22 protein-coding genes and 1 pseudogene are annotated in these 25,065 nt (G+C 67.6%); 13 read left to right on the forward strand and 10 right to left on the reverse strand.

Features of this window, described 5'->3' with window-relative positions; all coding sequences use genetic code 11:
* Nucleotides 1–1,155: an acetate kinase gene (locus tag QF036_RS20765; RefSeq protein ID WP_307104916.1), complete on the reverse strand. Its 1,155-nt coding sequence runs from the start codon at nt 1,153–1,155 to the stop codon at nt 1–3.
* Nucleotides 1,156–1,163: 8 nt separating this feature from the next.
* A pseudogene (gene pta / locus QF036_RS20770) lies at nt 1,164–3,297 on the reverse strand (phosphate acetyltransferase).
* A gap of 267 nt (nt 3,298–3,564) precedes the next feature.
* Here pta and QF036_RS20775 point away from each other — a divergent pair.
* The 4 genes from QF036_RS20775 to paaK all read left to right on the forward strand — a co-directional run bounded on the left by QF036_RS20775 (nt 3,565) and on the right by paaK (nt 7,175).
* Nucleotides 3,565–4,419 carry a CPBP family intramembrane glutamic endopeptidase gene (locus tag QF036_RS20775; protein ID WP_307104918.1) on the forward strand — a complete coding sequence of 285 codons (855 nt, stop codon included), beginning with the start codon at nt 3,565–3,567 and terminating at the stop codon, nt 4,417–4,419.
* Nucleotides 4,420–4,504: 85 nt separating this feature from the next.
* Entirely contained in the window at nt 4,505–5,299 is a 795-nt protein-coding gene (locus QF036_RS20780; protein ID WP_307104920.1) for a CPBP family intramembrane glutamic endopeptidase, read from the forward strand.
* Nucleotides 5,300–5,335: 36 nt separating this feature from the next.
* Nucleotides 5,336–5,791 (forward strand): hotdog fold thioesterase, encoded by a 456-nt coding sequence (locus QF036_RS20785; protein WP_307104922.1) that lies wholly within the window; start codon nt 5,336–5,338, stop codon nt 5,789–5,791.
* A gap of 10 nt (nt 5,792–5,801) precedes the next feature.
* A complete protein-coding gene (gene paaK, locus QF036_RS20790) occupies nt 5,802–7,175 on the forward strand; it encodes a phenylacetate--CoA ligase PaaK (protein WP_307104924.1) in 1,374 nt (457 codons plus the stop codon).
* A 28-nt stretch (nt 7,176–7,203) separates the two neighbouring features.
* Here paaK and QF036_RS20795 read toward each other — a convergent pair whose 3' ends face one another.
* Nucleotides 7,204–9,393: a multicopper oxidase family protein gene (locus QF036_RS20795; RefSeq protein ID WP_307104926.1), complete on the reverse strand. Its 2,190-nt coding sequence runs from the start codon at nt 9,391–9,393 to the stop codon at nt 7,204–7,206.
* A gap of 314 nt (nt 9,394–9,707) precedes the next feature.
* Between QF036_RS20795 and QF036_RS20800 the strand changes: the two genes are divergently transcribed.
* Together QF036_RS20800 and QF036_RS20805 are read left to right on the forward strand one after the other, a co-directional pair.
* Nucleotides 9,708–10,325 (forward strand): TetR/AcrR family transcriptional regulator, encoded by a 618-nt coding sequence (locus tag QF036_RS20800; RefSeq protein WP_307104928.1) that lies wholly within the window; start codon nt 9,708–9,710, stop codon nt 10,323–10,325.
* A 54-nt stretch (nt 10,326–10,379) separates the two neighbouring features.
* Nucleotides 10,380–11,213, forward strand: a complete 834-nt coding sequence (locus tag QF036_RS20805) for a DUF427 domain-containing protein (protein ID WP_307104930.1) — start codon at nt 10,380–10,382, stop codon at nt 11,211–11,213.
* Between the two features lie 118 nt (nt 11,214–11,331).
* Here the strand turns inward: QF036_RS20805 and QF036_RS20810 are convergent, their stop codons facing one another.
* Nucleotides 11,332–11,739 carry a VOC family protein gene (locus tag QF036_RS20810; RefSeq protein ID WP_307106029.1) on the reverse strand — a complete coding sequence of 136 codons (408 nt, stop codon included), beginning with the start codon at nt 11,737–11,739 and terminating at the stop codon, nt 11,332–11,334.
* Nucleotides 11,740–11,950: 211 nt separating this feature from the next.
* On the reverse strand, nt 11,951–14,062 hold the full coding sequence (paaZ, locus tag QF036_RS20815) for a phenylacetic acid degradation bifunctional protein PaaZ (RefSeq protein WP_307104932.1): 2,112 nt from the start codon (nt 14,060–14,062) through the stop codon (nt 11,951–11,953).
* Between the two features lie 308 nt (nt 14,063–14,370).
* Between paaZ and QF036_RS20820 the strand changes: the two genes are divergently transcribed.
* From QF036_RS20820 to QF036_RS20835, 4 genes are all read left to right on the forward strand, one after another.
* Nucleotides 14,371–14,760: a PaaI family thioesterase gene (locus tag QF036_RS20820; protein WP_373460311.1), complete on the forward strand. Its 390-nt coding sequence runs from the start codon at nt 14,371–14,373 to the stop codon at nt 14,758–14,760.
* 96 nt (nt 14,761–14,856) lie between these two features.
* Nucleotides 14,857–15,606 carry an ABC transporter permease gene (locus QF036_RS20825; protein WP_307104934.1) on the forward strand — a complete coding sequence of 250 codons (750 nt, stop codon included), beginning with the start codon at nt 14,857–14,859 and terminating at the stop codon, nt 15,604–15,606.
* A 192-nt stretch (nt 15,607–15,798) separates the two neighbouring features.
* Nucleotides 15,799–17,124, forward strand: a complete 1,326-nt coding sequence (locus QF036_RS20830) for a hypothetical protein (protein ID WP_307104935.1) — start codon at nt 15,799–15,801, stop codon at nt 17,122–17,124.
* 55 nt (nt 17,125–17,179) lie between these two features.
* Complete coding sequence (locus tag QF036_RS20835) at nt 17,180–17,491, forward strand: antibiotic biosynthesis monooxygenase family protein (protein WP_307104937.1); 312 nt, start codon at nt 17,180–17,182, stop codon at nt 17,489–17,491.
* Here QF036_RS20835 and QF036_RS20840 read toward each other — a convergent pair.
* Both QF036_RS20840 and QF036_RS20845 read right to left on the reverse strand, forming a co-directional pair.
* Nucleotides 17,488–19,506 carry a S1 family peptidase gene (locus QF036_RS20840; RefSeq protein WP_307104939.1) on the reverse strand — a complete coding sequence of 673 codons (2,019 nt, stop codon included), beginning with the start codon at nt 19,504–19,506 and terminating at the stop codon, nt 17,488–17,490. The genes QF036_RS20835 and QF036_RS20840 overlap by 4 nt on opposite strands.
* Nucleotides 19,503–20,210, reverse strand: a complete 708-nt coding sequence (locus tag QF036_RS20845; RefSeq protein WP_307106033.1) for a tyrosine-protein phosphatase — start codon at nt 20,208–20,210, stop codon at nt 19,503–19,505. Before QF036_RS20845 ends, QF036_RS20840 begins: the two co-directional genes overlap by 4 nt.
* Before the next feature lie 157 nt (nt 20,211–20,367).
* Here QF036_RS20845 and QF036_RS20850 point away from each other — a divergent pair, with 157 nt between their 5' ends.
* From QF036_RS20850 to QF036_RS20860, 3 genes are read left to right on the forward strand one after another with little or no spacing between them, the layout of a single operon-like run.
* Nucleotides 20,368–21,219 carry an SGNH/GDSL hydrolase family protein gene (locus QF036_RS20850; RefSeq protein WP_307104940.1) on the forward strand — a complete coding sequence of 284 codons (852 nt, stop codon included), beginning with the start codon at nt 20,368–20,370 and terminating at the stop codon, nt 21,217–21,219.
* Nucleotides 21,220–21,277: 58 nt separating this feature from the next.
* On the forward strand, nt 21,278–21,709 hold the full coding sequence (locus QF036_RS20855; protein ID WP_307104942.1) for an SRPBCC family protein: 432 nt from the start codon (nt 21,278–21,280) through the stop codon (nt 21,707–21,709).
* Nucleotides 21,710–21,738: 29 nt separating this feature from the next.
* Nucleotides 21,739–21,969: a DUF6480 family protein gene (locus QF036_RS20860; RefSeq protein WP_307104944.1), complete on the forward strand. Its 231-nt coding sequence runs from the start codon at nt 21,739–21,741 to the stop codon at nt 21,967–21,969.
* A 37-nt stretch (nt 21,970–22,006) separates the two neighbouring features.
* Here the strand turns inward: QF036_RS20860 and QF036_RS20865 are convergent, their stop codons facing one another.
* The 3 genes from QF036_RS20865 to QF036_RS20875 are packed head-to-tail and all read right to left on the reverse strand — an operon-like array spanning nt 22,007 to nt 24,890.
* A complete protein-coding gene (locus QF036_RS20865; RefSeq protein ID WP_307104945.1) occupies nt 22,007–22,861 on the reverse strand; it encodes a 3-hydroxyacyl-CoA dehydrogenase family protein in 855 nt (284 codons plus the stop codon).
* Nucleotides 22,858–23,679, reverse strand: a complete 822-nt coding sequence (locus QF036_RS20870; protein WP_307104946.1) for an enoyl-CoA hydratase/isomerase family protein — start codon at nt 23,677–23,679, stop codon at nt 22,858–22,860. The genes QF036_RS20865 and QF036_RS20870 overlap by 4 nt, the downstream gene beginning before the upstream one ends.
* Nucleotides 23,679–24,890 carry a thiolase family protein gene (locus QF036_RS20875; protein ID WP_307104948.1) on the reverse strand — a complete coding sequence of 404 codons (1,212 nt, stop codon included), beginning with the start codon at nt 24,888–24,890 and terminating at the stop codon, nt 23,679–23,681. Before QF036_RS20875 ends, QF036_RS20870 begins: the two co-directional genes overlap by 1 nt.
* Nucleotides 24,891–25,065: the final 175 nt, after the last annotated feature.

A 25,065-nucleotide genomic window follows, 5' to 3' on the forward strand; every position in this document is an offset into this window, starting at 1 on the left:
CTAGCCCCCGACGACGGCGGCTGTTGCCTCGGCGATGGCGCGCTCTTCGTCCGTGGGCACCACCAGCACGGGGATGGCGGACGCTTCGGTGGAAATCACGCGGGGTTCCTTGGACCGCTCACTGTTCAGCCCGGCGTCGAGCTCTATGCCCAGCGCCCCCAGCTTCTCCCCCACCAAAGCGCGGAACTGGTGCGAGTTCTCGCCGATCCCGGCCGTGAACACCAGGGCCTTCGCCCCGCCCACCGCCACGTGGTAGCCGCCGATGTACTTGGCCAGCCGGTAGGACGTGACCGCCAGGGCGGTGGCCGCGCGGGAATCACCGGACTCGGCCGCCTCCACCACCGAACGCATGTCGTTGTTGCCGGCCAGCCCCTTAAGCCCGGACTCGCGGTTGAGCATGGAATCGAGGTCCTCGGCATTCCAGCCGGTGCGGGCCAGGAACACCAGGATGGACGGGTCCAGGTCGCCGGAGCGGGTGCCCATGACCAGGCCCTCCAGCGGCGTGAAGCCCATCGACGTGTCCACGGACTTGCCGCCCTGGATCGCGGTGACGGAGGCGCCGTTGCCGAGGTGGGCGATCACGCCGTCGAACTCCTCCACCGGGATATCCAGCAGCGCGGCGGCACGGTTGGTGACGTATTCGTGCGAGGTCCCGTGGAAGCCGTACCGGCGGATCCCGTGGTTCGTGTAGAGCTCGTCGGGAATGGCGTAGCGCCAGGCGTGCTCGGGCAGGCTGCGGTGGAAGGCGGTGTCGAACACGGCCACCTGCGGCATGCCCGGCCACTTCTTCGTGATGGCGCGGATGCCCAGCACGTTCGCGGGGTTGTGCAGCGGCGCCAGCGGGTTGAGCCGTTCGATGGCGCGGGTGATCTCGTTGTCGATCAGCACGGGCTCGCCGAACCGCTCGCCGCCGTGCACCACCCGGTGCCCCACCGCGTCCAGCTGCCGGTCCCCCAGCACCTGATGGATGGCCGCGTCCACCTGCTCAAGGGCTTCGGCGTGGTCCGCCGGGCCCACCACCTCGCCGTCGCCCTGGCCGCCGTTGGACATGCCGATGCGCTCGATCAGCCCCTCGGTGAGCACGCTGCCTTCGGCGACGTCGCGCACCTGGTACTTGAGCGAGGACGAGCCGGAGTTGATGACGAGCACGAGCATGTGGCCTCCTAAGCCTTGGCTGCTGAAACGGCGGACGGTTCTGTGGCGTTGGGGGTTTCCAGAGGGATGGCCAGGCTCTGCGCCTGGATCGCGGTGATGGCCACCGTGTTGACGATGTCTTCCACGGTGCAGCCGCGGGAGAGGTCGTTGACGGGCTTGCGCAGCCCCTGCAGGACGGGCCCGACGGCGACCGCTCCGGAGCTCTGCTGCACCGCCTTGTACGTGTTGTTGCCGGTGTTCAGGTCCGGGAAGATGAACACCGTCGCCTGGCCGGCGACGGACGAGCCGGGCATCTTGGACTCGGCGATGGAGGCGTCCACGGCGGCGTCGTACTGGATGGGGCCCTCGACGGCGAGATCAGGGCGGCGTTCCCTGACCAGGTCGGTGGCCTGCCGGACTTCCTCCACGGCCTCGCCCGAGCCGGAGCCGCCGGTGGAGTAGGACAGCATGGCCACCCGGGGCTCCACCCCGAACTGGGAAGCGGTTTCGGCCGAGGCCAGGGCGATGTCCGCGAGCTGCTCCACGTTGGGGTCCGGGTTCACCGCGCAGTCGCCGTAGACCAGCACGCGGTCCGGCATGAGCATCAGGAACACCGAGGAGACGATCTTCACGCCCTGCCGGGTCTTCACGAACTCCAGTGCGGGGCGGATGGTGTGGGCGGTGGTGTGCGCGGCGCCGGAGACCATGCCGTCCACCACGCCCAGCTGGACCATCATGGTGCCGAAGTAGCTTTCGTCCTGCATGACCTCCAGTGCCCGGGCCAGGTCAACGCCCTTGTGCGCCCTGAGCTCGGCGTATCTGGCGGCGAAGTCCTGGCGCAGCTCGGAGGTGGCGGGGTCCACGATGTTGATGCCGGCGAGGTCGATGCCGCGGCTGGCGGCGAGCTCCCGGACGTCGGCTTCCCGGCCCAGCAGCGTCAGGTCGCAGACGTCCCGGCGGTGCAGGATTTCGGCGGCCTTCAGGATCCGTATGTCCTTGCCCTCCGGCAGCACGATGTGGCGGCGCTGGGAGCGGGCACGCTCGATGAGGTCGTGCAGGAACCGCAGCGGCGTCATCCGCTCGGCTCGGGGCAGGTGCAGGCGCTCGAGCATTTCGGCCTCGTCCACCTGCCGGGACCACAGTCCCAGCGCGGAGGCCACCTTGCGCCGGTGGCCGCTCCAGATCTCGCTGCGGACCTCGGACACGCGCCGGGCCGTGGTGTAGGTGTCATCTTCCGTGGCGAACACAGGGAACGGCGCGGAGGCCAGCAGCGGGTAGATGTTGGCGTCCGGGGCCAGGCCGCCGGTGAGGATCAGCCCGGACGGGACCGGGAACTCGGGCGAGAAGGACGACGCCAGGCAGGCCACCATCACATCCGCCCGGTCACCGGGCACGATCACCAGCGCGCCGTCGTCGAGCACATTCAGGAAGTTGCCCACATTCATGGCTGCGACCTTGACATCACGGACGTCCCGCTCCATGTCCGCGCGGCCGGCGATCTGCCGCAGCGCCAGCGCCGTGCCGACCTCGCCCGTGGTGGGTCGGGCGATGTCTTCCAGCTCCGGGAAAACGTACACCGGCCGGCCGGATGCGCCGGGTTTCACCGCCGCAACGATCGCGTCCACGTCCTCCGGGTCCGCCCGGTTCACCATCATGGCCAGGAGCGAGCACTTCTCGGCGGCCAGCTCCTTGCGGGCCACGTCGACGGCGGCCGCGGCCTCCGTCACGCTGCGCCCCTTGGCGCCCACCACCGCGACGATGGGCGCGGCCAGGTTGTTGGCCAGGCGAGCGTTGAGGTCGAATTCGACGGCGGCGTCGTGGCCCGTGAGGTCCGTCCCCTCCACGATGATCACGTCGCAGTGCCGGCCCATCTCGGCGAAGATCTCCACGCAGCGGGAATCGATGTCCTCCCGCCTGCCTTCTGCGAGCAGGCCGCGGACCTCCGTGAATGTCAGTCCCGCCGCGGCAGCGCTGGTCGTCCAGGTCGAAACGGGACTTCATGAGCGCCACCATCGGATCCGCGCCGGCGTCGTCGCCGTGCACCACGGGTTTGAAGAATCCGATCCGGTCCGCGTGCCGGTGGAGCGTGTCCGCCAGGCCCAGCGCTATGAGCGACTTCCCCGATCCCGGGGTGGTCGCACTGACATATATCCCTTTGGCCATGATCTGTCCTCTGGTTGGAAGCTCCTGCGTGGAACGTGCTGCATTGGACGTGTGCCGGATTACTGACGGGACGCGCCAAGCGCGCCTTCCCCCATACTTTCACTTGTTGCCGCGCTTCCGGGAGCACACAATGGTGTTGATTGCCACGTCGGCGCACGTCCGCCGTCCCGGACCCGGAGTGGGCCAGCGCCCCGGGACCGCCCCATCCGCAGCAACGTACCGGACAGCGGCCGCCTGGCTGCAACGTCCTGAACGATGGTGGTCCCGATGAGTCCCGCTGGCCGCGCTTCCGATCCGTCCGTCCCTCCGCTGCGCCGGCTCATCGCTGCCCGCCCGGTGACCGCGTTCCTGGTCGTTGCGATCGGGCTGACGTGGCTGGCCCTGATCCTGTCCATCGCGCTGCTCGGCAATGCGATGCCCGGCATCCTCGCCGAACTGCTCATCCTGCTGGGAACGGCCGTCCTGGTGACCCGGGCGGCCGGCGGCAAGCCCGGCGTGCGGGATCTGTTCCGCCAAACCGTCCGATGGCGCGTCGGAGCGGGCTGGTATGTGGCGGCGGTCCTGGCCCTGCCCGCCCTGACCGTGCTCATCGCGGCCGCCACCGGCACGTTCCATCAGCCCGCGGACGGGTGGGCCCCGGTCGCAGGGTCATACCTGCTGAACACGCTGATCGTAGGCGCCCTGCTGGGGAACATCTGGGAGGAGCTGGCATGGACGGGGGTGGTCCAGCGCCGGCTGATGGAGCGCCACGGCCTGGTTGCCGGCAGCCTGCTCACCGCCATTCCCTTCGCGCTCATCCATCTGCCGCTGGCCTTCGGGGACAAGGGCTTCGGCGGCACCCCGTGGCCGGACGTGGCGGTTGCGTGGGGTGTGCTTCTGGTCTTCGCGCCGCTGTTCCGACTGCTGGTGGGCATCGCCTACCTCGGAACGAGCCAGAGCCTGCTGATCGTGGCACTCCTCCACGCCTCGTTCAACGCCTCCTCGGCGGACAAGTTCACAGTGTTCGACGGCGCGTGGCAGCAGATTGCTGCGGCCACCGTTTTGCTGGTGATCCTGGCGCGGCTCCGGAAATTCCGCGCCCTGGCGGCGGGGGCAGGCCATGGCGCAGCCGTCGCCCCCTGACCAGCCCATGCCCGGTGAACAGCCGCTGCCCGCTCGCGGCGGAGGCCGCCGTCGAGCCCGGAAGGAAGCGGACAGGCACGGAAGGATGGGCTGGCCCGCCGCCCACCGGCTCGCGCTGTTCTTCGCCCTGGCGTTCGCCATTTCCTGGCTGGTGTGGCCGCTGACCCTCCTCAACCCGAACAGCTCGCCCCTGATACCGTTCGGGCCTGCCCTGGCCGCGGCCATCACTGCCTTTCTCGCCGGCGGCAAGGCCGAGCTGCTGCAACTGCTCCGGCAACTGGCCCGGTGGCGCGTGGCCGGCCGCTGGTATTTGGCCGCCGCGGGACTGCCCTGCCTGCTGGTGACGCTGGCGACCGGACTCACGGTCTCCGGCGGCGCGTCCGCCCCGGAGCTCGGACCCAATCCAGGCTGGTTCATGCTGCTCGGCACCTTCGCGTTCACGCTGGTGACCGTTGGCCTCTTCGAGGAGCTGGGCTGGCGCGGCTACGCCCTTCCGCTCCTGCAGCGGGACCACCCGGCCCTGTCGGCGGCACTGCTCCTCGGGCTGGTGTGGGCGGCGTGGCACCTTCCGGAGCTGCTGTCGGATCCCACCGGGCAGCGGCCGCCGCTTCCGTTCCTGCTTATGGTCCTAGCGCAGTCCGTGCTGTTGGCCTGGCTCTACAACAGCAGCGGCAGTGTTCCCATCTGCATGGTTTTCCACGCCGCGTTCAACACCTCCGGCGCCCTGGTCTTTCCAGCCCTGCTGGGGCCTGACTACCTCACGCTCTGGTGGACCGTGGCGCTCCTGCATGTCCTGGCCGCGCTGGTGGTCATCGCCGTCGCCGGGCCCCTCCGGCTGGCCCGCACCCTTGACATGAACCCCTCCAATGGGATTACCTAATGAACATTCGGTAAATAAAGCTGGAGGCAACGACGCATGGCTGAAACGGCAATCCCCGGTGTGGCCCACCACATCCTCGAGAACGATTACGCCTCGGAATGGATGGGCATCGAAGTCCTCAGACTCAGCGACGGCCACGCAACCATCCGGATGACCCTCCGGCAGGAAATGCTGAACGGCTTCGGCATGGCCCACGGCGGAATGATCTTCGCCTTCGCGGACTCTGCGTTCGCCCTCGCCTGCAACCCCGCGTCGCCCGCCGACCCGGACAGCATCACCGTTGCTGCCGGCGTCGACATTAACTTCCTCAAGCCGGCCTATCAGGGCCAGGTCATCACTGCCGTCGCCGACCGCCGCTCCAGCGCGGGCCGCAGCGGCCTCTACGACATCCAGATCTTCGCTGCCGATCCCGGTGCGGACCTCAGTTCGGGCAAGCCCGGTGAACTCATTGCCGAGTTCCGCGGACGCAGCCGTACCATCCCCAAGAAGTAGGAAGCAGAACATGACCCTCCACGCCCCTGAACCCGCTGTCGCCGCGCCCACCGAGGCCGGAGCGCACCCCACCGGCGCCGCCCTCGACCCCGAGGAGACCATGTCCCGGGACCAGATCGAAGCGCTCCAGCTCAGCCGGCTCCAGCACACCGTCGCGTACGCGTACGACCGCGTTCCGCTCTACAAGCGCAAGTTCGACGACGCCGGCATCCACCCCTCGGACCTGCGCGAACTCGCCGATCTAGGCAACTTCCCCTTCACCACCAAGGAGGACCTGCGCCAGGAGTACCCGTTCGGCATGTTCGCCGTCCCGCAGAGCGAGGTGGCCCGCGTGCACGCCAGCTCCGGCACCACAGGCCGGCCCACCGTCGTCGGCTACACCAAGCAGGATCTGGCCGACTGGGCCAAACTGGTGGCCCGCTGCCTCCGCGCCTCCGGTGTCCGCCCCGGCATGAAGGTCCACAACGCCTACGGCTACGGCCTCTTCACCGGCGGGCTGGGCGCCCACGCCGGTGCCGAGGCGCTGGGCTGCACCGTGATTCCGATGTCCGGCGGGCAGACCGAACGCCAGATCCAGCTCATCCAGGACTTCGAGCCGGACGCCATCCTGGCCACGCCCACATACCTGCTCACCATCGCCGATGCCATGGCCCACATGGGAATCGACCCCACGTCCACCTCGCTGAAGTACGCGGTGCTCGGCGCCGAGCCGTGGACCCAGGAGATGCGCCACGAGCTTGAGGTCACCATGAACATCAAGGCCTGCGACATCTACGGGCTCTCTGAAGTCATGGGACCGGGCGTTGCCGGCGAATGCGTGGAGACCCAGGACGGCAGCCACATCTGGGAGGACCACTTCCGGCCGGAAGTCATCGACCCGTTTAACCCCAACCCTGGCAAGGAAAACGTGCTGGGCGACGGCGAGCACGGTGAGCTCGTGTTCACCTCGCTTACCAAGGAAGCCCTGCCGATCATCCGCTACCGTACCAAGGACCTCACCCGGCTGCTCCCCGGCACCGCCCGCCCGGCGCACCGCCGGATGGGACGCATCACGGGCCGCAGCGACGACATGATCATCCTCCGCGGCGTGAACCTCTTCCCGTCCCAGATCGAGGAAATCGCGCTGCGCATCCCCGAGCTCAGCCCGCACTTCCAGCTGGTGCTCACCCGACCGGAGGGCCAGCGCATGGACCAGCTGACAGTGAAGATCGAGCGCCGTGACAATGTCACCGCCGCGGAGAGCACGACGGCGGCCCACACCCTGCGGGAGCAGATCAAGATCCACGTGGGTTCTTCGTGCACGGTGGACGTGGTGGAGCCCGGCTCGCTCGAGCGATCCAGCGGCAAACTGCGCCGGATCTACGACCTGCGCCCGAAGGGGTAGCCTCCGGGCGCACGTCATCAGTGGCAGGTCACGGCGTGATCGACCAGCCGAACATCATGGCGTGGTCCTCGTGGGCCAGATTGTGGCAGTGCGCCACATACGGGCCTACGAAGTCCCGGAAGCCCCGGTAGAGGATCACCGACTCGCCGGGATCGAGTGCCGCGAGGTCTTCCTTCGAGACGTCGTCGGGATGCCCTGGATCTCCTGCACGGGTCACGTCCTTGCCATTGCGCATGACCGTGCGGTGTTCTTCCATGTGCAGATGGAACGGGTGTACCCAGCCACCGCCTCCGTTGCGGAGCTCCCACAGGTTGAAGCTGCCTTTTCTCTGCTGGGCCAGGGGCGTGCGTCCGGCGGGATTTCTCAGGCTAGCGGCCACCGCCGCCGGGTCGAAGGGCTTGCCGTTGATGAGCCATTCGGTCTCCCCTCCCAGGGTGCCGCGCTTCACCTCGAATATCAGCCGGTTGTCCATCATGCTCTGCCAGTTGCTCGGCAACGGCGGAAGCGGCCGGAGTGCCGTGGGGATTCGACTGTCGTCCGGCACGGTGTCGCCGATCACGAATTTGAGCACCGGAACCTTGTACTTCGGGTCGGGGAAGAAACGGGACGAGTTGGTCCACATCCGGCCGTTGGGCATCTTCATGACGTTGGTCAGGTAGACGACGTCGCCTTTGGTGGTGGGAGTGCCGTCCTGGTACCGGGTGAAATCAATGATGACTTCACGGCGCTTCGCGGGCCACAGTTCAAAGGAATCGCGCCTGAGCGGGAACGGCAACAGCCCGCCGTCGGACGCGATCTGGGTGAACTGCATGCACTGCTGCCCGTCCGGGATGCGGTACTGCCCCTCCAGCTCGTCATCCACGTAACCGAGCGAAGCCGACGACTTCGGGCCGAGCGTCGAGCTCATCAGCTTGAACTCGTAGATCCTCGAAACCGAGGCGTCCAGGAACCGGAAGCGGTACTTGCGCCGCTTCACCTCCATCACCGGGGAAGCCGTGCCGTTCACGGTGAAGATGTCGCCCACAAACCCGTGGTTGGGGAAGTGCTTGTAGAACGTCTTGCCCCACCACTCCGGGTGCTCGGCCGGGTTCTTCGCGGCCGGGAACTCGCCCTGCACGTCGTGGATGTCCTTGTGGACGGTGACGCCATCATCAAGGCGGACATCGGCGAAGGCCAGGGGAACATCGAACTTGACGTCGAAGGACCCGTCCGGGTTGTTGGTGCGGACGCCGGGCAGCCGCAGCCCCTGCCGCTCGTCGCCCATGTCCATGCCGTTCTTCGGGTCGTAGATGGGGTACAGGCCCACCAGGCCCTTGTAGACGTTCGAGCCGGTGTGGTCCATCGTGTGATCGTGGAACCAGAAAAAGCTCTGCTTCTCCAGGTCATCGCCCCCGGCTGGCCAGTTCAGGTACAGGTTGTCGACGAACATCTTTGGCAGGAAGCCCGGGCGCTTCGGCCCGGCCATCATCGAGTAGTGCGGGTTGCCATCACTTTCCGGCGCGGTGTGACCGTTGTGCAGGTGGGTCAGTGAGGACCAGTCCGGCGAACCGAAGTCCTGGCGGTCCAGGTTCAGCGGATTCTCGTCCAGGTGGTTCTCGAACCGCACCAAGACGGGCCTGCCGTACTCCGCGTTGATCATGGGCCCGGGGAATATGCCGTTAAACCCATAGATAGTGCTGAGGGGCAGCGTGCGCTTGGTGCCCGCCGGATACTTTTTGCGGTTCGCGTCGAAGGATTCTGTGGGGTCGCCCTCGTCGTCAATGGGCAGCACTTGGGACGTCGTGAACGCGTGGGTCCGGACCAGCACGTTGATCTTGTAGACTATCGGGTCCGGATAGCCGAGCCGGCTCGGCCAGAGCTGGTGCTGCTCGTTGCGCAGCGAGTTCTGCTGGCCCGGTCCCGGTCCGGGCGGGTTGCTCCAAGTACCAACCACCGATTTCGGCACCGGGGCGAGCGCTTTGGGGATCGGCAGCGGGTCGCTGAACGGCGAGAGGATCAGCGGGCTCGTGGGGTACTTTTCAATATAGAAAACGGTGTCACTAAGCGCCGTCGACGTGGCGGCGAAAGCGCCGTCAGGCGAAAGCAGCCCCCTTTGGGCGAGCAGCGGACCGGCCCAGGTTTGTGCGGCCGCGAGCGCCGCCCCGGCCCCGCCGGCCGCGCCCAGGCGAAGTAGCGTGCGGCGCCTCAGCCCGTTGGTGTTTGCAGATTCTTCAGACATGCTCAGTGCCTCCTTGGCATGGGGCACATGCCAATTCCATTGCCCCGGTCGTCATCCCAACATGTGGTTCTGAGACCGAACACTGACCACGGGGACCCCTTTGTCCCGAGGATCAGCTTTGCCGCACTGATTCCCCTGGCGAAACTGTGGGGTTCGGACCTTGGGGAAAGGCTGATGGCCAGATGCGGAGACCCTCCGAATGGGCGGTCTGCCGACGGTTTTAGCCGCCAGCCCCGCCCGAGCGGGCGTGCCTGTGGCGCTTTATTTTTTCGAGCGTCGCGGGATTACCGAACGTTCATGAGAAAATAGCCCGTATGCCCAGTACAGCAGCCAGCACAGCATCCCCCACCAAGCGCGGCCGTCCCGGCTACGACCAGCAGTCCGTGCTGCTGATCGCCGTCGACGTCTTCAACCGCCACGGCTACGATGCCACATCCATGGGCATCCTGGCGGAGAACCTCGGCATCTCCAAGTCGGCGATCTACCATCATGTGCCGTCCAAGGGCGACCTGCTCAAGCTCGCCCTCGACCACGCGCTCGGCGGCCTGGAGGCCATCCTGGACCAGCCGGGGGCCACCTCGGGGGCGGCCGACGCACGGCTGGAGTTCGTGCTGCGCCAGACCATCGCCGTGCTGGTGGAGCGGCTTCCCTTCGTCACGCTGCTGCTGCGGCTGCGCGGCAACACGGACATCGAGCGCAACGCCATGGAACGCCGGCGCGCCTTCGACCACAAGGTGGCGGGGCTGATCTCCGCGGCCCGCGACGAGGGATCGCTGCGCCAGGACATCGACCCCCGCACGGTCACCCGGCTCCTGTTCGGAACCATCAACTCGATCGTTGAGTGGTACAAGCCGGGCGGTTCCCTGTCGCCGGAAAAGCTGGCTGACGACGTCATCACCATGGCGTTCGACGGCCTGCACGCGAAACCCTGACAGGCTAGAAATTAGGCGTTGACGCCCGGGCATTCTGATGCCCACCCTGAATGCATGGCCACGAAACTGTCGGATCTTCTGTTCGGCGTCTTTCCTGATCTCCGGTACCAGCCCACGCCCAAAAGGATCCGGGCGGGCATCGACGGGAGTCCCGTCGTCGACACCCAGGAAGCGCTTTTGGTCTGGGAGCCGAAACGCGTCACTCCCGTATACGCCGTCCCCGAGAAGGATCTGCTGGCACGGCTCGAGCCGCCCGCAGCAGAAGGGGACGCCGGTCCGGACGAGTATCCCGTCCGGCTGATGGCCGACGCCCCGCCGGCGCTGGACCCTCGGACAGGGTTCCGGCGGCACACGGCGGCGGGCGAGGAGCTCGACGTCGTGGCATCCGCCTTCAGCGTGCCCCGGGCGGCATTCCGGCCGTCGGATCCGGACCTGGCGGGGTACGTCGTGCTGGATTTCGGCGCGTTCCACTGGCTCGAGGACCACGAGGAGATCATCGGGCACCCCCGGGACCCGTTCCACCGCGTGGACATCCGCGCTACGCTGCGGCGCATCGAAGTGAAGCTCGACGGCGTGGTGCTGGCCGATACCGTCGGAGCCCACCTGCTGTACGAGACGATGCTCCCCGTCCGGTACTACATACCGCCAGAGGACGTCCGGCTGGACCTGCTCGAGACCAGCCCGCACCGGACCATCTGTCCGTACAAGGGGCAGGCCAAGTACTGGAGCTACCCGGAGTCGGCCCGGGGCAGGAACATCGCCTGGGCCTACGACTCGCGGTTCATCGACGCGCGGCAGATCCACGGGCTGGTCTGCTTCTTCAACGAGCGGGCCGACGTGTCCGTGGACGGCGAGCCGCAGGAGCATCCGGTCACCCCCTGGTCCTAGACCCTCCCTCACCTTTCGCCCCCCAAAACCAAACCCTCCCTCACCTCTCGCCGGTTAAAACCAAACCCTCCCTCACCTAGGTGAGGAAGGGTTTGGGAACCTTCGACCGTGGGACGGATCAGAGCTGATACTCAGCCTGGGTTCCGAGCCTCTCGTGAATGCAGAGGATGTTGTTTTCGGTATCCATGAACCAGGCGCATTTCTCGGCCTCAGTTGAACAGATGTGGTGATCGGTCTTCAGATCAGGAAGGTCATAGTCCTGGAACCGAACGCCCCTGGACTCCATGTCCTGGACGGTCCGTTCAATATCCGTGACCTCGAAACTCAATGTGGTGTGCTCGGAATGCTTTCCGTCTTTGACAGGCATCAGCTGCAGCATGGGGCCGTCAGCGTTGCCGAATAAATCGCTTCCATCTTCAGCCTTGCCGCGGTGTGGGAGGCCCAACGTTTCCGCGTAAAATCCGCGGGCGCGGTCCGGATCATCGACAGGCAGGACGGTTGTGGCTGTTCTAAGTGCTAGGGTCATTTCGCCACCTCCTACGGGGGTCATTTTACGCCCGGGCAACCCCGAAAGATCATGGGAAAATTCCACTCTGCTGGGGCGAATTGCGGAAGCGTCGCGAAAAACCCGACAAGACCTGAGGAAGCGTCGGGAAAAACCCGACAAGACCTGAGGAAGCGTCGGGAAAAACCCGACAAGACCTGAGGAAGCGCCCCAAACACCGGGCGGGGCTGGGTTACTTCTCCACGAGGGTGAGGACGTCGTAGGTGGCCACGATTTCGTCGTTCTGGTTGGTCAGGACGGCGTCCCAGGCCACCTCGCCGTACTCGTCGGTCTCGCGCGGGGTGATCTTCTTGGCGGTCAGCGTCACCCGGATGGAGTCGCCGGCAGCCACAGGGGTGATGAAGCGCAGGTTCTCCAGCCCGTAGTTGGCCAGGACCGGGCCCGGAGCGGGCTCCACGAACAGCCCCGCACCCCAGGCCAGCAGCAGGTAGCCGTGCGCCACGATGCCCGGGAAGAACGGGTTGGCCTCGGCGGCCTCCTGGTTGGTGTGGGCGTAGAACGTGTCGCCGGTGGAGTTGGCGAACGCGGAGATGTCCTCGAGTGTTACCTGCCGCAGGTCCGAGCGGACGGCGTCGCCGATGCGCAGGGTTTCCAGTGACTTCCGGAACGGGTGGGTGCCCTCGGTTTCCACCGTGAAGTTGCGGTCGGCACCGGTGTGCCAGACCCCGGTCACGGCGGTCAGCATGTTGGGCGAGCCCTGGATGGCAGTGCGCTGCATGTGGTGCATCACGGAGCGGATGCCGCCCAGCTCCTCGCCGCCGCCGGCACGTCCCGGCCCGCCGTGGACCAGGTGCGGAACAGGCGAACCATGACCCGTGGAGGACCGCGCGTCCTCGCGGTTCAGCATAAGCACACGGCCGTGGTGGGCGGCGATCCCTGTGACCAGTTCCTGCGCCACGGACGGGTCGTTCGTGCAGACCGAGGCGACCAGAGAACCGCCGCCGCGGGCGGCGAGACGGACGGCGTCGGGAATGTCCTTGTACCCGATCACCGATGACACCGGGCCGAACGCCTCCAGCGAGTGGACCGGCTCGGCCTCGGCGTCGGCCCAGCTAAGCACCACGGGAGACATGAAGGCACCGCCTTCGGTGACGCCCTTGGCGCCGTCCGCGCTGGTGACCGACGGCGAATCAAGGGTTCCGTACGCAAGCTCGCCGCCGGCGTCGAGCATGGACTGGACAGCGGCGCGGACATCGGCGAGCTGCTCAAGCGAGGCGAGCGCACCCATGGTGACACCCTCGGCCCGGGGATCGCCCAGCACCACGCGCTGCTCCACCCGGGCGCCGATGGCGGAAACGACGGCGGGCACCAGGTCCTGCGGCACGATGGCACGGCGGATCGCGGTGCACTTCTGGCCGGCCTTGACCGTGATTTCGGTGACCACGGACTTGATGAACGCGTCGAACTCCGGCGTGCCTTCGACGGCGTCCGGGCCAAGGATCGCGGCGTTGAGCGAGTCGGTCTCGGACGTGAACCGCACTCCGCCCAGCACCACATTGGGGTGCGACTTCAGGGACTGCGCGGTGGACGCCGAACCGGTGAAGGCCACGAGGTCGCGGTAGTCCAGCACGTCCAGCAGCCCCCGGACAGAGCCCGAAATCAGCTGCAGCGAGCCCTTGGGCAGGATGTTGGATTCGATGATGGCCTTGACCACGGCCGCGGCAACGTAGCCGGTGGGGGTGGCCGGCTTGACGATGGTGGGGACACCGGCGATGAACGCGGGAGCGAGCTTCTCCAGCATGCCCCAGACCGGGAAGTTGAAGGCGTTGATCTGCACGGCGACGCCGGGGATGCGGGTGTAGATGTGCTCGCCGGCAAAGGAACCGTCCTTGGACAGCACCTCCATGGGCCCATCCACCACCACCTGGGCGTTGGGCAGCTCGCGCCGGCCCTTGGAGCCGAACGTGAACAGCACGCCGATGCCGCCGTCGATGTCGATCATCGAGTCGATCTTGGTGGCGCCGGTCTGCGCGGAGAAGGCATAGAAGTGCTCGCGGCGCGCGTTAAGGTACTGCGCCAGCTCCTTGAGCTTGAGGGCACGCTGGTGGAAGGTCAGCTTGCCGAGTTCCGTTTGGCCTGTGGTGCGGCCGTAGTCCACGACGGCGGCCAGGTCCAGGCCGTCGGTGCTAACCTTCGCCAGGATCTCCCCCGTGCTCGCGTCCCGGACAGCGACGGCGGAAGCCGCCGAGCCGGCGTCGGGAGTCCACCAGGAATCCTGCACGAAACTGGGGACGGTTTCCACGGTGTCCAGGGTGGCTTCGGGGGCAGTGGCGGTGGTGGTCATCGTTGACGGGTCCTTCCAACGGGGGACAAATCTGATCCGGCCAGAACATTACTGACCGTCCGTTCGGTAATATGTCTACAGTACATGAATGTGCCCCGCTGCACACTAGTGGTGATTTCCCGCCGGCCACGGCGGACACCGACGAGAATGAACACACCAACCGAGGAGAGCACGTGACGCCCGAAGCCCGCGACGCAGAACTGACGGCCACCCACACAGCCGGGGAATCCCTAGCAGCGGCACCCCAGGCGCCCCAGGCAGCCGGGGCCGCACGGAAGCCGGTCCCCGAGGGACCGACGCCCGGGGAACTGTGGAAGATCACCCTCGGCGAACTCGACGAGAAGATGGGCGTGAAGATCCTCGAGGAGTCCGTCGACCGGGTCGTGGCGACCATGCCGGTGGAGGGGAACCGCCAGTCGTTCGGCCTCCTGCACGGCGGCGCCTCCCTGGCCGTGGGCGAGGCCGTGGGATCGTGGGCAGCGGTGATCCACGCCAGCACACTGGGCAAGACCGCCGTCGGTGTTGACGTCTCCGCCACGCACCACCGGTCCACCCGGAGCGGCCTCATCACCATCACGGCCACCCCCATCCACCTCGGCAGCACCCTGACCACGCACGAAGTGCTGATCACCAACGACGCCGGGCAGCGGCTGTGCACTCTCCGGATCACCAACCTGCTGCTTGCCCCGCGGGCCTGACGCGCTCCCTGGCAGGGGCCCTGACGGGGCCGCACTGGCTGCTGCCTGCAGCCGCCCCTAAAGCTTCGGCGGCCCCACCCCGGTTAAGCTGATCCCGTGATCGAGCTTGGCAGCCTGGCCCCCACCCTGATCGCGGTGGGCCTCCTGATGGCGCTGACGGCCGCCGTCCTCAAAGGATTCCGGGTCCCGCATGCTTTCGCTCCGGCCCTCGCCATCCTCCGCGGCGCGGCGCAGCTCGCCGCCGTCAGCCTGATCCTCGGCGCCGTGATCGCCAGCGCCGAATGGGTGGCCGTGGCGCTGGGGGGCATGTTCACCGTCGCCGCCATTACCGCCGCACGCCGGCTCGCCTGGTCCTGGCACCACCTTGCTGTTGTAGCCGGCTCGATGGCCGCCGGCATCCTTGCCTCGCTGGTCATCGTGTTCGGGACCGGTGCCATCGAGTTCACCTCCCGCTACGCTCTGGCGATCGGCGGGATCGTCGTCGGCAATTCGATGGCGATTGCGGGGCTCGCCGGCCGCAGGTTCAACGAGGCCGTCATCGACCGCTGGGACCAAGTGGAGGGCTGGCTCGCCCTGGGCGCCTCTCCCCGGCAGGCCACCCGCGAGATGGCCCGCGGCGCCGTGTACTCCGCGCTCATTCCCTCGGTGGACCAGACCAAGACAACGGGCCTGGTCACCCTACCGGGAGCCTTCGTCGGGGCGATCTTCGGCGGTCTTTCACCGCTGGAGGCCGGCCGGTTCCAGATCGTGGTGCTGGCCTCGATCATGGCCACCGGGTCCGTCACCGCCATCCTGCTCATCAGCCTGCTGGCCCCGGTCCGCGTGCGGCCCGCACCGCTCGCCTAGGCGGCTGCAGTTCGGCGTTCGACGGCGGGCCACCCCCGGGTGCCACCGCCCGCCTTTCGAACCGCCCCCGTCACGTTGCCCGCACAGTCCCGTTGACATTGCCCCGGGCGCTTTATACTCTGGCCGCTCCGGACCAGAGGCAGCGGCGCTGCTGGGCCGGGCCCTCCTTGTCCGCCTCCGGCAGGTGCAATCATGAGCACACGTACCACAAGGGCCGCCGCCGCGATGGTGGCTTTCCTCGCGGTCCTGCTGGTGGGCTGTGTCTCCACGACGACCCCTTCGACGCCGTCCACCCACTATTACGTGAGCGCGGAGGGCAGCGACACCAACTCCGGGACGTCCCCGGATTCGCCCTGGCAGTCGCTGATGAAAGTCAACGAAACGGCCTTCAAACCCGGTGAGTCCCTCAGTTTCCGCAGGGGTGACGAGTGGATCGGCAACGTCGTTTTGGACGAAAGCGGAACGCCGTCGTCGGCCATCCGGCTGAACAGCTACGGGAACGGGGACCTGCCGACCATAACCAGCGGGGAGGGCGGAAACTGCTTCCGGCTGAACGGCAGTTACATCGAGGTGGACGGGCTGCGGGCCACAAACTGCGGGTACGCGGGCTTCAACGTCTACGGCGACCACGTGGTGGTGAAGAATTCCGAGGCCTCGGACAACACTGCCGGAATCAAAGTGGGCACGGGCTCCGACTTCGGAACCTACTCCAACAATGTCCTGACGGACAACAACGTTATGAACGTCAATACGCCGGGAGACCAGTGCGGCACGCCGGAAGCGGCCAACTGCACCGACGATTCGGGCGCGTTCGGCGTGCTGATCAACGGCAACGACAACGAGTTCTCCGGCAACACCGTCACCGGTTCCACCGCATCCTCCTATGACTTCAGCCGGGACGGAAGCGCCTTCGAGATCTACAACGGCAGCCGCAACAACATCCACCACAACAAGGCCATCGACAACAACGTGTTTTCCGAGATCGGGCGCTCCGACGGAGCAGCCGACGGCAACGTTTTCCGCTACAACCTGATCCGATCCTCGTGCGGCGCGGAATGCGCCGAGGCCGCCGGCCTGATCATCCGCGGCCCGGACACACGGTTCGGCCCCACGAACAGCACCACCTTCGAATTCAACACGGTATGGCTCAACGGCAGCCATTCGCGCGCCGTCGTTTGCCACGCGTCCTGCCCCTCCTCGACCGTCATCCGGGCCAACATCCTCGTGGCCGTGCGCGACGCCCTGTGGATGGACGGCTCCGGCTGGACGGAACAGTCCAACGTCGTCAACGGTCCCAGCAACGTCCCTCTGGACAACAGTTCGACGACGGCCCCCACAGAGTTCGTCGATCCCCCGGAAGACCTCCACCTCACCGGCGGCAGCCCGGCGATAGACCGCGCGGGCAGCAGCCCGTCCGAGGTAGACCTGGACCAGGCTTCCGTGCCGCAGAACGGTCAATGCTCAGGATCCGGACAGGCCGACGCCGGCGCTTATGAATACAAGCCGACCAACTGCTAGCATCTTCCGCGCGCCGCGGCGCGGGAAGATAATCAGGTATCCGCTCTGCACACCAATGGAGGTGGTGGCTGTGTCCGTATACACGTTGGGTATCTGGCTCGTGAAGCCCGGCCACGAGGACGAGTTCGTGAAGGCCTGGAAGGACATGGCCGACCGAACCCACAAGGAATATCCGGGCGGGCGGGGCCTGCTGATGCGTGACCGCGACGTCCCCAACCGCTTCATCAGCACCGGGCCCTGGGCGTCACTCGAGCAGGTCGAACAGTGGCGCGCCTCGGCGACGTTCACCGAGGGCCTCGCGTCCATCCGCGACATCATCGAGCACTTCGAGCCGCACACCCTGGACGAAGCGGCAACCATCGGCTAGCGCCTGCCGCGGCGCCGCACGACTACGAGCAACACGACACCGAGCAGCAGTGCGACTCCCGCCCCGGCAACGGCGGTGGCCAGGCCCGATACCCCCGTGTCGGCGAGCCGCAGCGGCGCCGCATCCTGGTCTGGAACTGCCGCCCCATCCGGTCCTGCAGCCGCGGAGGGGCCGGCGGCAGGAAGCACCGCCACCACCGACGGCTGAGGCGCGGGCGGCAGCACCGCCGGCTCGCCACCCTGCACCGAGGGTGGCGGGGACGCAGCCGGCGACCCGCCGGGGTCTGGCGTACCCGCGCCGGAACCGCCCGGCGCAGGCACCCCTGGCTTCGGCACCGTGGGCTTCGGCACGGTGCTGAAGCTGCTCGGCTCGGAGCGGCTGAAGCCATTCGTCGCCTGGGCCGTGAACCCCGTGCCGGAGCCGGGCGCGGTGAAGGTCCAGTTGCCCGTGGCGTCCACGTCCACGTCGAACGGTTCGCTGCCCGGGAACGTCACCCGGACCTGGGTTCCCGCCGGAACGTCGGTGGCCGGGTCCGTGGCCAGCCGGCCCGTGATCCGCTGCCCCGGGGCAACCGGCTCTGCCGGCAGGGACCCGGCCAGGACCGGCCTGTTCAGGAACAGCCGCAGCTGCACGCCCTGCAGGACTGACATCGAATCCTCCAGCGTCGCGGCAACGGCGAAGTTCTCTGTGGAGTCGCTGGAGTTTCCCGCGGAGTGCGTGCCCACGGCGTAGTTCCCGCTGATCCATGGCCCGCCGGAATCACCGCCGCTGGACTGCACGGACCTGGAGAGGAAGCCGCTGAAGGAGCGCAGGTCGGCAGGGTCGCCCGAGCCTCCGCCCACGATGTAGATCCCCACCTCGTCCACGGTGCCGCATGACCATCCGGCGGTCCGCCCGGAACGGCACACGGCCTGCCCCACAAACGGCGACGTCGTCCCCACGATCTTCACGGAGCCGGTCCCCAGGCTGGTGGCGTCCTCCCACGTGGTGGTGGCCGGGAGCGGGTCAAGGTCCGCGCGGATGGAGCCGATGACCGCGATGTCGTTCCCCGGGGCGCCGGGATTCTCCGGGTCCGCGACCCTTGAGTTCCCGGGGCCGCCGAACTGGCTGAAGCCGAAGGTCCCGAGTTCCCCGGTGACCGCGTTTTCGGCCGCGAATCCTCCGGCTGGGTCGCCGGCCGGCAGGGTCACCTCGGCGAGCCGCGCGGCGCCGTCGTCGGTACAGTGGCCGGCGGTGAGGACCAAAGGCTTGCCGTCGGGGCTGAACGCGCTGAAGCCGGCGGAACAGACTACCCCGCCGTCGATCCGGTACCCCTGTCCGCCGAAGAAGTCCTCCTCCGGGGCCAGGGGTTCGCCGGTCTCGAGGACCACGTTGGCATACTGCTCCACGAATTCCGACGGCGACAGTCGCCCGCCGCTCAGCGCGTCCGCCGACGCCGGAGCTTGCCCCGTCGCGGGACCGGCGCCGTTTTCTTGGGTGCCGTCCGCTGCTGTTGCGGGCTGCGGCTCCGCTTGGGGCTCGTTGACCCCGCCCGTGCGGATGATGAACTTGCCGTCCGCCTCGGCCACGGCCTGGAGCCCGGCAGGTCCCACCTCACGCAGGTACGCCCGGTAAAGCTGCTCGACGCTCGCGGCACGAAGGTCCTTCTCGGTTTGCCCCGCCGCGGCGTTCCCGGTGCCTGGTTCCGGGGCACCAGTCGCGGGGGCAGTCGTTTCCGGAACGGCACTTTCCGCGGCCGCCCGTTTTTCCTGCTCCCCTGCGGCGTTGAATTCCTCCAGCGTCATGCCCAGATCGCGCGCAACGGCCTCGGCAAGGCCGGCCGCCGATGCGCCGGCCGCCGGATCCGGAGACGGGGACGGCACCGCCGGCGGTGTGACCGCGCCGTCGACCTCCGCCGTCGTCGTCCTGTCCAAGGCAGCGTAAGCCGGGGCTGAGGCGAGCGGGGCGCCCAGCGCCACCGCCGCCGCCAGGGCGAGTGCGCGCCGGAGCGCCCGGCCGGATGCGGGAGAAGTCACAGGGCAACCCTAGCGCCGAGGGCGGCCAGCACTGCTTCCAGCTCCGACTCCGTGACGCCGTTCCGCAGCAGGTATTCCCGTGTGTTGAGCTGCCGCACGAAGTCCAGTACCTGCGCCCCGCGGGTCTCCAGGAGGGGGGACAGGGTTTCCTCGTCGAGGCAGCGCTCATGCGGATGCGGCGGCCACATGGTCCGGTGGCGTTCGTTGATGCTGCGCATGGCGGCCTGATAGCTGGCCACGATCTCGGAATCACTGGCGCCCGCAAGGTCCTGAAGCATGGCCGCGATCATGCCGCTGCGGTCCCTGCCGGCGGAGCAGTGGATCACGACGCCCCCTGGTGCGGCAGCCACGGCCTTGAACACGGCGGCCAGCCTGTCCGGAAAGAGGCGGGCGTTGGCGGCATAGTGTGCGGGATCGTTCAGGTAGGGGTCGCACAGGGCTTTGAACTCGGGGTTTTCCGGATCCTCGGTGGGTGCCAGGACGACGTCGAACGCGTCGAGCGCCTCGCCCACGTCCGGATCGGTGGGCCGGCGCTGCCGTTCGCCGGGATTCCGGAGGTCAATGATCGTGCGGATGCCGTCGGTGTACGCTTCCTTCCAGCCTGCCTCCGTGAGCCATTCCCGCCGCCCCATCCGGTAGACAGAGCCAGCCACAAGCCAGGCGTTCACCGCCCCGTCCCAGTTGATTTGTCCCCTCGCATTCACGGAGCCAGCTAACCACACCTGCCCCGGCAGGCGCACGGGGTTCGGCGGCAGGTTGCGTGCTGCCGGATGACCGAACTGCCCGGCCCAGGCGTTGACGGCGGGCGTACCCTTGGGGAATGGGCGCCGCACTCCGGCCTGAGCGAATATGGGGATTCTGATGACAGCCAAAAAGCCTTTGCGACGGCGGATCGCCCGTTTTACCGGCGTCCTGGCGGCCTTGCTTCTGGCCGGCCTGACCGCCGCACCGGCATCCGCAGACCGGTTCGATTCCTATGTCGCCCTGGGCGATTCGTATGCCGCGGGCCAAGGCGCCGGGCCGTACGTGGACGCATGCCTGCGGAGTGACCACAGCTATCCGGCGCTGCTGGACGCGGCGCGCAAGATCAGCCTTACCGGGAGTGCGGCCTGCAGCGGCGCCACCACAGGCACCGTCCGGGCCGAGCAGATCCCCTCGCTGAGCAAGAAGGTGGACCTGGTGACCGTGACCGCCGGAGGCAACGACCTCGACTCCATTGGCGCGCTGGTGATCTGTTCGCAGGACACCGGTCCGGCGTGCCCTGCTGCCCTGGCCCAGCGGGCAGCAGTCCTGCAACAGGCCCTCAACAGCCCGGCGACGAGCCCGTTCTTCCAGGACCTTCTGGCCATGCTGGCGGATGTCAAGGCGAAGGCACCGCGTGCTGACATCTACGTGACGGGGTATCCGCTGCTGTTCGAGCCTGGCAGCGGCCCGGCTGCTGATCCGGTGAACGGGCTAACGCAGCAGCTGAACGCGGTCATTGCCAACGCCGCCCGGGCAGCCGACGGCGGTCGCTCGAAGGTTCACTACGTGGACGTGTCTCGCGCGTTTGCTGGCCATGGAATCGGATCACCGCAGCCGTGGATCGTGGGCCTGCCGCCGCTTTGTACCGCCACCGCTACGTGCGGCACGTCGTCCGCGGACATCTTCCACCCGACGGCCGACGGCTACGCCGAGGGTTACGCGGCCTCTATCAGGGCCGCTCTGGACTAGTCCCCGCGGCCCGCTCCAACACGGTGTGCCCGGCCTCCTGCGTGGCTAGGCTGGTGTCATGATCACAGTCTCGGGCACTGTTGCTTCTTCCCTGCCGGCGCGGACTGCGTTCGCCTACCTGTCCGCCTTCGAACACACCAGCGAGTGGGACCCGGGCACAGCGGTAATGGACAAGCTGACCGAAGGACCCGTCGCCGTCGGCCACCGCTACCACGCCGAGGCCCTGTTCCGGAACAAGCGCCAGCCCATCGAATACGAGGTCATCGAACTGTTTGACAACCACATCAAGCTCCGGGGCGAGCACCGGAACCTCGTGGCGTTTGACTCCATCGATGTGCGCTCGCTCAGCTCCGGTTCCGAGATCCTGTACACGGCGCAGTTCAGCATCAACTGGCCCTACAAGCTGCTGCAGCCGTTCCTCACTCCGCAGTTCATGAAGCTGCGCGACCCGGCCCTGAACGGGCTCCGGCAGAAACTCGAATCTCTGTAGCCGTCCGCAATCCAGTACAGGAGGACACTGTGAGTAGCCAAAACCCAGACCCACTTGAAGACCACCTCACCGGGCTGGAACCCGGTGGCGGGGTGCCGCCCGGGGAAACACCGCCCGCTGAGGGTTCCACTGGCGGACCGCAGGGGCACGACGAAGGAGGACCGCCGCGCGGAACCCAGGTGGCTGTGCTAGTGGCACTTGGCATCCTGGTGCTGCTGTGCCTGCTGTTCTTCATCGGCTACATCGTCGGCCTGCTGTAGGTGCTGCCGGCTTTCCGGCTAGCCAGCTTTCCGGGCGTCAGTCCGCCCAGTCGAAGAAGCCCTTGCCGGTCTTGCGGCCCAGTTCGCCGCGGGCCACCTTGTCCCGAAGGATCTGAGGCGGCGCGAAGCGCTCCCCCAGCGTCGAGTGCAGATATTCGGCGATGCCCAGGCGGACGTCCAGGCCCACGATGTCGGTGGTCTTCAGCGGGCCGGTGGGGTGCTTGTAGCCCAGCACCATGGCGGCGTCGATGTCCTCCGCGGAGGCCACGCCCTCCTCCACCATGCGCATCGCCTCCAGCGCAATGGCCACGCCCAGCCGTGAGGACGCGAACCCCGGGGCATCGTTGACGACGACGGCGGTCTTGCCCAGCGCCTCCGTCCAGCCTTTCGCTTCGGCCGCCAGTTCGGGTGAGGTCTCCTTGGCCACCACCACCTCGATGAGGGTGGAGGCGGGCACGGGATTGAAGAAGTGCAGCCCAACGAAGCTGGCCGGCCGCTGCAGTTGGGCGGCGAGGTCGGTGACCGAGAGCGACGACGTGTTGGAGGCCAGGAACGCCCCGGGCGCCAGCTGTTCCTCCACGGCCTTCAGGGCACTGACTTTCAGCTCGAAGTCCTCCGGAACCGCCTCGACCACGAGGCCGCAGCCGGCGAAGGCCGAGTAGTCGGTGGACGTGCCGAACCGGGCCAGGACATCCTCCGGGGCTCCGTCCAGGACGCCCCGGGAAGCGGACTTGGCCACGGCCTCGGTGACCCGGGCGCGTGCGCCGGCGGCAGCGTCGTCGTCGCGCTCCACCACCACGACGGTGGCGCCGTTGATGAGGAAGGCGTGGGCGATTCCTGCGCCCATCCGGCCGCCGCCGAGGACTCCGACGTTCTGGGGAATGGCGGTCATGAGTTGGTCCTGTCTGTGGTGCTGTCCGGGTTTTTCTTCTTGTCGCTTTTCTTGTCCAGGAAGGCCTGCATCCGGTCGAACTTAGCCTGAGATTCGAACAGGATTCCCTGCGCCAGCTGGTCGATCAGCGGGTGCGCCTCGGCCGGCGCGTGGAACACCGATTTGGTGATCCGGACGGCCAGCGGGTCCTGCCGGGCGATGCGGTCGGCGAGCCGGTGGGCGGCGTCCATGAGCTCGGCGGCCTCGTGGAGTTCGGTGACCAGGTTGACGGCGAGGGCCTCCTCGGCTTTGAGGACCCGTCCGGCCAGCAGGATTTCCTTGGCCACGGGCTCCCCCACGAGTTCCTTCAGGCGCCAGCTGGCACCGGCAGCGGCCAGAATTCCCAATCCGGTCTCCGGGTTGCCGATCCGCACGGCCGGGGTGCCGATCCGGAAGTCGGCGGCATAGGCCAGCTCTGCCCCGCCGCCCAGGCAGTAGCCGTCCAGCGCCGCGATCACCGGCATGGGCAGCTTGGCGATGCGCACAAAGATCGTGGAGTTGATGCCCTGCAGCGCGTCGTCGCGGCGCCGCTCCCGCAGCTGCGCGATGTCCGCTCCCGAGGCAAAAACGCCCTCGGTGCCGGCGATGATGAGGACCTTGGGGTCCTGCTCCAGCTCGGCGCACACGGCATGGAGCTCGTCCACCATCTGCTGGTCGATCGCGTTCCGGACGTCCGGGCGGTTGAGGAGCACCACCACCCGGTCCTCGCGCTCTTCGACCAGGAGGGTGCTGAACTCCCGGGTGCTCAAGTGTCCGTTCGCGCTGTCCTGGCCCGGCACTACACGCGCTCCAGCAGCATGGCCGTGCCCTGGCCCACGCCGATGCACATGGTGGCCAGGCCGATCCGCGCATCTTCGCGCTCCATCCGGCCCAGCAGGGTGATGGCGATCCGGGAGCCGCTCGAACCCAGCGGGTGCCCCAAAGCGATCGCGCCGCCGTCGTTGTTCACGATGTCCGGGTCCAGCCCAAGGCGCCGCACGCTGGCCAGGGACTGGGTGGCAAACGCTTCGTTAAGTTCGACGGCGCCAAGGTCACCGACGCTGAGCCCGCTCCGCTTAAGCACCTTCTGGGTCGCCGGAACCGGGCCGATGCCCATGATTTCCGGCTCGCAGCCCGCGGAGGCGCCGTCGATGATGCGGGCACGGGGCGTGAGGCCGAGCCGCTGGACCGCGGCTTCGGAGGCCACGATGATGGCGGACGCGCCGTCGTTGAGGGAGGACGAGTTGCCGGCCGTGACCACAGAGCCGCCGGGAACCACGGGGCGCAGGCCGGCCAGAACCTCCATGGAGGTGCCGGCACGCGGACCCTCATCCGTGTCCACCACGTTCTCGGCCTTGCGGGTCTTGACCGTCACCGGGACGATTTCGTCCTTGAAGCGGCCCGCCGCGATGGCCGCGAGTGCCCTTTCATGGGAGCGGACGGCGAAGGCGTCGGCGTCCTCGCGGGAAATGCCGTCCACGCGGCCCACTTCCTCGGCGGTTTCCGGCATGGAGAACGTCATCTTGCCGTCCCGCGACAGCTCACCCTTCGTGAACAGGGGGTTCACGAAGCGCCAGCCGATGGAGGTGTCGAAGATGTCCCCGGGCTTCGCGAAGGCCGTCTGCGGCTTCTCCTGGACCCAGGGGGCGCGGCTCATGGACTCCACTCCGCCTGCCACCACGATATCCGCAGCCCCGGACTTGATCATCTGGCTGGCCATGATGATGGCGCTCAGGCCCGAGGAGCAGAGCCGGTTCACGGTGATGCCGGGGATGTGCAGCGGGAGGCCGGCGAGGATGGTGGCCATGCGTGCCACGTTGCGGTTCTCCTCGCCGGCGCCGTTGGCGTTGCCGAGGATGACCTCATCGATCGCGTCCGGATCCACGCCCGCCCTGGCCACGGCCTCGCGGACCACCAGCGCGGCCAGATCATCGGGCCGGACCGCCGAGAGCGCTCCGCCGTATCGTCCTACCGGAGTACGGGCACCGCCGACCAGAAAAGCCTCGACCATGAGAACATCCTTTTCGCAGAAGCTGGGCCGGAGCGAATAAATTACCGACCGTTCGTTCTATAAAGATTACACGGTGCGGGCAACCGGTCAACGGGACGGCAGTTTTTGTCTTCTTGTCGCGACGTAAAGGGCCTCGAAGTCGTGACAAGTGGACAAAAACTCATCAGCCCCTCGG

It is taken from the genome of Arthrobacter globiformis, assembly GCF_030817195.1.
Taxonomy (GTDB): Bacteria; Actinomycetota; Actinomycetes; order Actinomycetales; family Micrococcaceae; genus Arthrobacter; species Arthrobacter globiformis_D.